General features: G+C 62.2%; 7 protein-coding genes and 1 riboswitch. All 7 genes read right to left on the reverse strand.

Annotated elements, in window-relative coordinates; all coding sequences use genetic code 11:
* Positions 1–72: 72 nt before the first annotated feature.
* On the reverse strand, positions 73–840 hold the full coding sequence (locus AB5Y92_RS04180; protein ID WP_005357775.1) for a thiazole synthase: 768 nt from the start codon (positions 838–840) through the stop codon (positions 73–75).
* A 1-nt stretch (position 841) separates the two neighbouring features.
* On the reverse strand, positions 842–1,048 hold the full coding sequence (gene thiS, locus AB5Y92_RS04185) for a sulfur carrier protein ThiS (RefSeq protein ID WP_005308183.1): 207 nt from the start codon (positions 1,046–1,048) through the stop codon (positions 842–844).
* On the reverse strand, positions 1,045–1,839 hold the full coding sequence (locus AB5Y92_RS04190) for a ThiF family adenylyltransferase (protein WP_368225680.1): 795 nt from the start codon (positions 1,837–1,839) through the stop codon (positions 1,045–1,047). The genes thiS and AB5Y92_RS04190 overlap by 4 nt, the downstream gene beginning before the upstream one ends.
* Entirely contained in the window at positions 1,829–3,436 is a 1,608-nt protein-coding gene (thiE, locus tag AB5Y92_RS04195) for a thiamine phosphate synthase (protein ID WP_368225682.1), read from the reverse strand. The genes AB5Y92_RS04190 and thiE overlap by 11 nt, the downstream gene beginning before the upstream one ends.
* A complete protein-coding gene (gene thiC, locus AB5Y92_RS04200) occupies positions 3,433–5,424 on the reverse strand; it encodes a phosphomethylpyrimidine synthase ThiC (RefSeq protein ID WP_368225684.1) in 1,992 nt (663 codons plus the stop codon). The genes thiE and thiC overlap by 4 nt, the downstream gene beginning before the upstream one ends.
* Before the next feature lie 280 nt (positions 5,425–5,704).
* A riboswitch (TPP riboswitch) is annotated at positions 5,705–5,817 on the reverse strand.
* 271 nt (positions 5,818–6,088) lie between these two features.
* On the reverse strand, positions 6,089–7,552 hold the full coding sequence (gene aerA / locus AB5Y92_RS04205; RefSeq protein ID WP_201987233.1) for an aerolysin AerA: 1,464 nt from the start codon (positions 7,550–7,552) through the stop codon (positions 6,089–6,091).
* A 260-nt stretch (positions 7,553–7,812) separates the two neighbouring features.
* The coding region (locus AB5Y92_RS04210; RefSeq protein ID WP_368225686.1) for a hypothetical protein at positions 7,813–8,138 on the reverse strand (326 nt) is incomplete at its 5' end.

Consider the following 8,138-nt stretch of genomic DNA (forward strand, 5'->3'; position numbering starts at 1 on the left):
GGAGAGGGGGGCAAACCTCTGGCTGCCCTTGGGGCAAGGGGGAGATCTTCATGGTCGCCCCTGTTTCATGACTCATAACGCCCCCAGAAAATCGGTCAGCGGGCTGGAGGCTTGGGCCTGCAGGGCGCGGGCGCCAAGGCCGGCTTCATAGGCGCTGCGACCGGCAGTGCAGGCGAGCGCAAAGGCGCGGCCCATGGCGACCGGGTCGCCGCTCACCGCGATGGCGGTGTTGACCAGCACGGCATCGGCACCCAGCTCAAAGGCAGCGGCCGCGTGGCTCGGCGCACCGATCCCCGCATCCACCACCACAGGCACATTGGCCTGCTCGACGATGATGGAGAGAAACTCCCGGGTCACCAGCCCCTGATTGGAACCGATGGGCGCGCCGAGCGGCATCACGGCGGCGCAGCCCACCTCTTCCAGCCGTTTGCAGAGCACGGGGTCGGCGCCGCAGTAGGGCAGCACCACAAAGCCCTCTTTCACCAGCTGCTCGGCGGCTTTCAGCGTCTCGATGGGATCGGGCAGCAGATAGCGCGGGTCGGGGTGGATCTCCAGCTTCAGCCAGTTCGTCCCCAGCGCCTCGCGGGCGAGGTGAGCGGCAAATACCGCCTCGGCGGCGGTCTTGGCACCTGAGGTGTTGGGCAGCAGCTTGACCCCGAGTTGCAGCAAGGGGCTCAGGATATCGTCGTGGGCCTTGCCCGGTTCGAGCCGCTTGATGGCCATGGTGACCAGTTGGGAGCCGCTCGCCTCGATGGCGGCGGCCATCAGATCCGGGCGGGCAAACTTGCCGGTGCCGGTAAAGAGGCGCGATGAGAAGGTGTGATCGGCAATTGTCAGCATGTCAGCCTCCGGCAATGGCGGTGAAGAGGTGCAGTTCGTCACCGTCATTGAGACGGGTCTCGGCCCAGCGGCCACGGGGCAGCACGGCGCCGTTGAGGGCCACCGCTACGCCCTGTGGATTAACGTCTTGCGCCGCCAGCAGGTCGGCCACGCTCTGCCCTGCCGCCAGCGACTGGGCTTTATCGTTGAGTCGAATGGTGAGGGTCATGGGGTGATCTCCTTATCGTGTGTCGGGCATCGGCGCTGCCCGCAAACCGGACAATCGGGATCGGGGGCCAGAGTGAGGGTCTGCCACTGATGGGCCAAAGCATCGAAACGGCGCAATGTGCCGGCGACCGGGCTTGGCATCCCGAGCAGCAGTTTCAGTGCCTCCAGCGCCTGCAAAGAGCCCATCACTCCCACCAGCGGGCCGGTGACGCCGCTGGTCTCGCAGCTCTGGGCGATTTTGGTATCCAGCGGATAGAGGCAGGCGTAGCAGGCGTGATCGCTGCTGGTGCGCGCCATCAGCTGCCCCTGCCAACCCACAGCGGCAGCAGAGATCCAGGGCTTGCCCTGAACCACGCAGGCGGCGTTGATGGCCTGGCGGGTGGCGAGGTTGTCGCAGCAGTCGATCACCAGATCTACCTCGGCCACAAACTCCGGCAGGCTGGTAGCATCGAGGCGCTGGTTGATGGCAATCAGCTCCACCAGCGGGTTGTGGGCAGCCAACCGCTCGCGGGCCAGCTCCGCCTTGGAGTGGTTGACCGCCTCGCTATCGAACAGGATCTGGCGCGGCAAGTTGCTGGAATCGACCGTATCCCCATCGGCCAGCCACAAGGTGCCCACCCCGGCCCCGGCCAGATAGAGGGCGAGCGGCGAGCCGAGCCCGCCCAAGCCCACGATCAGCACGGACTTATCTTTCAGCCGTGCCTGACCTTCTTCACCCACTTCCGCCAGCATCAGCTGGCGGCCGTATCGCAGATACTCTTTGTCACTAAGAGAAGCAGCATCAGAGCGCATATTCAGCCTCCCGTATAACGGTGGCCGAGCGCGGCTCATCCCCCGCCCCCACGGCAGCAAGCAGCCGCTCGGTCGCCCCCTGCCAATCTCGGCTTCCGGTAATGGCCGAGACCAGCGCAATACTGCCCACCCCGCTTGCCTTGACCGCCGCCACCCGCTCCTCGCTGATGCCGCCGATGGCCACCGTCGGCCACTCCGCCATCAGGGCGCGGTAGCGGTGCAGCCGCACCAGCCCCTGCGGGCGCGAAGGCATCGCCTTGGTGTTGGTCGGGAAGATATGACCCAGCGCCATATAGGAGGGGGCCAGCTCGCGCGCACGCATCAGCTCGAAGTAGCCGTGGGTGGAGATGCCAAGGCGCAGTCCGGCCGCCTGAATGGCGGCGAGATCGGCGGTCTCCATATCCTCCTGCCCCAGATGCACGCCCCAGGCGCCCGCCTCGATGGCCTGCTGCCAGTAGTCGTTGATAAAGAGCCGCGCCCCATGGCGGCGACCAAGCTCAACCGCATCGCGAATGGCCGGTGCCACCTGAGTGGCGGGCAGATTCTTGATCCGCAGCTGAATAGTCTTGACCCCCTGCCCCAGCAGGCGGCGCAGCCACTTGACCGAATCCACCACCGGATAGAGGCCGAGGTTGTGTTCGGTTTCGGCAAAGGGGCCCTGCGGCAGGCGGGCGCTGCTTGTCTCATACAATCCGAAGCGACGCTCAAGCGTTGAACCCGCCAATACGGCGCGGGGGAAGTGAGCCAGATCGGAGGGCCAGCCAAGATGGGCGATGGGGCCGGGGCCCGCGCCCACTCCTTGCGCTGCCGCCAACCCCTGTTGCAGGTAGGCACGCGCCAGGGTGATGGCGTCCTCCACCGGATAATCCTGCGCCACCACGGCGGCGATGGCGCTGGCATAGCAGCAGCCGGTACCGTGACCGTGGCGGGTATCGAGGCGCGGCGCCGCCAGCCAGAATTCGCGGGTCTCGTCCTGGTAGTAGTCGAGGCAGAGATCGCCGCTCCACTCCAGATGACCGCCCTTGACCAGCACGGCGCGGGCACCGAGTTCGCGCAGCCGCTGGGCGGCGAAGCGCACCAGCACAGGGCTGGTCGCAGGAATGCCGGTCAGGGCTTCCAGTTCGGGGCCGTTGGGGGTGATGAGCGACAGACGTGGCAACAGCTGCTCGCGCACCGCTTCCAGCATATTGGGCTCCGCCATCGGGGTGCCGCTGCTGGCAATAGCCACCGGGTCGTAGACCACGAAGGGAGCCTCGATGGCCGCCAGTCGGCGGGCCAGCACCTCCACATGGAGCCGGGTCGGCAGCAGGCCGATCTTGATGGCGGCGGGCGGCAAATCGACTCCGAGGGCGTCGATCTGGGCGGTGAAGGTCTGCATCAGCACGGGGTCAACCATCTTCACCGCCACCGAGTTCTGGGCTGTGATGGCGGAGATGACCGAACAGCCATGCACACCAAGATCGTGCAATGTGTGCAAGTCGGCCTGAATGCCAGCTCCGCCGCCGGAGTCGGATCCCGCTATCGTCCAGACCACAGGACGCGAGTCGGTCACGGGCGGCAGATCGGCGGGGCTGACAGCCCCGCTTGCGCTGCTCACGCCTCCTCCCCTGCGGCCTGTTTCAGCGCCGCCGCCTGATGGTAGATCTCGCCGCCGGTCTCCTTGAAGGTTTCAGCCATGCGAGCCATGCCGCTCTCCACCTGAGCCACTACCTGCTCCTGCTGGCCATCCATGCCGACCAGCTTGATCTCCACCGCTTCAAGCTTGGCTGCGTAGTCGCGCACGTCCTGGGTGATCTTCATGGAGCAGAACTTGGGCCCGCACATGGAGCAGAAGTGAGCAACCTTGCCGGACTCCTGCGGCAGGGTCTCGTCGTGGTAGGCGCGGGCGGTGTCGGGGTCGAGCGCAAGATTGAACTGATCCTCCCAGCGAAACTCGAAGCGCGCCTTGGACATGGCGTTGTCGCGGATCTGGGCACCCGGGTGCCCCTTGGCCAGATCCGCAGCGTGAGCGGCGATCTTGTAGGTAATCAGCCCCTGCTTCACATCCTCCTTGTTGGGCAGCCCCAGATGCTCCTTGGGGGTGACGTAGCAGAGCATGGCGCAGCCATACCAGCCGATGAGCGCGGCGCCGATGCCGGAAGTGAAGTGATCGTAACCGGGGGCGATATCGGTGGTGAGCGGGCCCAGCGTATAGAACGGCGCCTCGTGGCAGTGCTCCAGCTGCTCGGTCATGTTGCGCTCGATCATGTGCATCGGCACGTGGCCGGGGCCCTCGATCATCACCTGCACGTCGTACTCCCACGCGATCTTGGTGAGCTCACCCAGGGTGCGCAGCTCGGCGAACTGGGCCTCGTCGTTGGCGTCATAGACGGAGCCCGGACGCAGACCATCACCGAGGGACAGGGCCACGTCATAGGCGGCGCAGATCTCGCAGATTTCGCGGAAGTGCTGGTAAAGGAAGTTCTCCTTGTGGTGGGAGAGGCACCACTTGGCCATGATGCTGCCGCCGCGCGACACGATGCCGGTGAGGCGCTTGGCGGTCATCGGCACGAAGCGCAGCAAGACGCCGGCGTGGATGGTGAAGTAGTCCACCCCCTGCTCGGCCTGCTCCAGCAGGGTGTCGCGGAACAGCTCCCAGGTGAGCTCTTCGGCGATGCCATTGGTCTTTTCCAGCGCCTGATAGATGGGCACGGTACCGATGGGCACCGGGCTGTTGCGCAGGATCCACTCGCGGGTCTCGTGGATGTAGCGGCCGGTGGAGAGATCCATCACGGTGTCGGCGCCCCAGCGGGTCGACCAGACCAGCTTTTCGACTTCCTCTTCGATGCTGGAGGTGACCGCCGAGTTGCCGATGTTGGCGTTGATCTTCACCAGAAAATTGCGGCCGATGATCATGGGCTCCGCTTCCGGGTGGTTGATGTTGCTGGGGATGATGGCGCGACCAGCGGCCACCTCATCACGCACAAATTCGGGGGTGATGTTCTGGGGCAGGCGGGCACCGAAATCGCGGCCCGGATGCTGGGTACGCAACAGTTCGGAGCGCACCCGCTCGCGCCCCATGTTTTCGCGAATGGCGATAAATTCCATCTCGGGAGTGACGATGCCGGTACGGGCGTAGTGGAGCTGGGTAACCCGACGACCCGGCTTGGCGCGGCGCGGTTTCGGCAGATGCTCGAAGCGCAGGTGATCCAGCCCCTCATCGGCCAGCCGCTCCTGAGTGAAGGTGGAGCTGAGCCCCGGCAGTTCGTCGGTATCATCACGCTCCAGCACCCAGTTCTCCCGCAGGCGCGGCAAGCCGCGGCGCACGTCGATGGCGACCCCCTCCTCCCCGTAACGGCCCGAGGTGTCGTAGACCGGCACCGGCTCGTTGGGCTCGAATTGGGGATTTTCTTTGGTGCCGCCGACGAAGGTATCGGCCAGCTGGATTTCACGCAGGGGCACCCGGATATCGGCGCGGGAGCCCTCGATAAAGATGCGGCGGGAGTTGGGGTGAGCCATCCCCTTGAGGCTGTCGATAAAGGCCTGAGCGCTGGAGCGCTGCTCGCGGCGGCTGGATTTGGCGGTATCAGATACAGAAGTAGACATAGCAAAACTCACATTAACCGGTTGAAGTTATGGGTATTTGCTTGTCTGGAGTTCGAGGAGAAGATGAACTTGCGGCGGGGTGTTTATCTCGGGAGGGAGTGCGTGCGGGATGGATCTCCGCGCCGCTGTTCTGCCGCTTCCCGCTCTCTGCATGCTGTGGGCAAGGCGCCCCACGTGCTGGACAACCGGACGGGACAGACTCCCTCCTGTGCGCCCTGACCCATCAAGGGTGATCCCTTCGATGAGCGGAAGAGGCTTGTTCCTCCCCCGGCGCGGCAACCCGCAAGTTACCCTTGTTCCCTTCGCAGGTTTTAACCTGATCAGGTTCCACGGATCCCGAATTAACGGTCTCAGCTTCGCGTCGTTCGACGGTCAGCACTCCGACAAGATGGCGCCAGTATAAGGGGGAAAATTTAAAGCACAAGCCGTTAACAATCTGGCCAACACACCTCTTTCAACAAATGAGTGAACAATGCCTCGCTCACGAGGCCACCCCAAACAGAGGTCAAACCTGCGTTGGCATCCCCTTGGCAAGCCAAAGATTCCCGCTGTGATCATGCAGGGAGAAGAGGAGAAAAAGAGGGAAAGTCGAGGGACACAGAGCAAGAGCCGCGTCTTGCGCAGAACAGAAACAGGCCCCTATGAAAGGGGCCTGCGAGTGAGGTTATTGAACCGGCACTATGGTCAGGGATACGTTGCCAAACCCTTCGTTGGCAAGGGCCTCACTGTCCAGATCCACACCGGTCAGAGCCACACCTTCAGCAGAGGCGTTACGCAACTGCGCAGCCTTCGCGGAACGAGTCTGGGGCTGACCAATCTCGATATCGCCGGCAAACTGGCTCTCGGCATAGAAGTCACCGGTCACTGCCGAACGGATCGGGCGCAGCACACGACCCAGGTTATTCTGCATGGTCGACAAACCATACTCGCTGATGGTCCAGTTCCAGTCCCACCACTTCACTTCACCCGGGATATAACGCTTGTCCCACTGGTAGCGGATGCTGCTCGCCTTGTCGCGGAACGGGCCGACGGCAAAGGTGTGCTCCCAGGTGGGGCGATTCTCCGGATGGGTATACCAGGCATTGCCGCCCCAACGCAGGAAGCCCCTCATGGTCAGGTCATAATTGACCTCGGCCTTGAACTCGTAGGGGTAGGAGATGTTGGACTTGTAGAGGGCAACCCGCACCGGCAGGCTGGAGTGAGGCGGCACCGTGGGGCGCGCTTCAACCGAGACGGTCTCGGTCGTCGAGCCCCCTTTCTGGGAGGCCCAGCTCTGGCTCGCAGCGATCTCGATGGCCAGTTCGGTTTCCCCCACCAACGGCCACTGAAACTTGTTCTTGGTGGTCACCTTCTCGCTCAGGCTGTAGGTGTCGGTCTTCGACCAGTTGGTGGCCTTGTCGTACTTCAGGGTCACCACCACCTGCTGGGGCAGGTCGGTGTAGTTGGTCGCATTGGCCGTGATGGTCTTGACCAGCTGCTTGCCGCTCTCGGTGACCTGACCATGGCTGAAGGAGTCGGGTTCCAGGGTATATGAGAAGTTGCTTACCTTGATGGAGCTCTTCTCCCCACAACGATATCCGGAGCAGCCGCCGTCATTATTTCCCTTTATCAACCAGCCATCGCCAACCCGGGTAACATCCATATCTTCCCCGACATAGGGGCTATGATTTCCACCCACCCAGGCGTATCCCAAATAATGGGCGAGATAACTGACTGGCTTGATAAAATAATCATTGTCGTGGACAAGCCGCCATTGCACATCGACCTCATCACCCGCCGGAATATTCCAGTCAGAGAGTGTTGGTATTTCTCCGGAAACCGGTGAATTGGGATAACACCAGGTTTCTCCGGCAGTGCCCTGTTTGATTTCGCCATTATATCCCGCCCCCATAATCACCCAGCGATCCGCCAGCCCGGTGATCTGCCACTGCCCCATGCGGCTGACCAGATTACCCTTGATACTCATGGCTTCATCGCGGGTCAGAGGACGGTAACCACTGGCACAGACACCCGTGCCAAGGCCCGCCCACTTGACCTGATCAGGGTAGACAGGTTCAGCCGCCTGCACCTGAGCGAGCATCAATGAAGACGCCAAAAACGCCAGATTGGCGGTAATTATTCTATTCATCATTTATCCCTCTTTCAGACATACGATAATTGTTATTGTGTAGAAAGATCCTTTTTCATTTGACAGGTATGGACTCCGACAAAACCTGACACAAATAAAATAAACCACCAAAAAACATCCATGACAAATAAAATAATGGTGATACAGGAAAATAATTAGAGCGATGACTTTATTGAGGGATAAATCATAAATATTGTGACAGTCATTATTTAAGGGCTGCCACAATATGGTGAAACCATATTAAATAAGAAGATACTGAATTACTCTTCCGGATTGATCACTTCAATTCCCTGCAATATTCCATCCGCCGAACGGATCAATACCAGCTCGCTCCCGGCATGCAGATCGGCGGCCGAGCCGTTGACCCAGCGCACCTGCGGATTGAGTGGCACAGTGCCCAGGGTTGCCAGCGTGAGCTGCCGGTCATCGAAGGATTGCAGGCGATCTTGCGCCCGCTGCCAGGGCAGATTGGCCAGCGGGGCTCTGGCGGCCAGCAGCTCAATGCGGGTGGCAACGCCATCGGCCACCAGCAGGGCGAGCTGGTCGCCGGGTTTGAGTGGCTGCGGCCAAATCTCCCCCTGCCGCC

Source organism: Aeromonas sp. R1-1 (assembly GCF_040908495.1).
In the GTDB taxonomy this organism is placed as follows: domain Bacteria; phylum Pseudomonadota; class Gammaproteobacteria; order Enterobacterales; family Aeromonadaceae; genus Aeromonas; species Aeromonas veronii.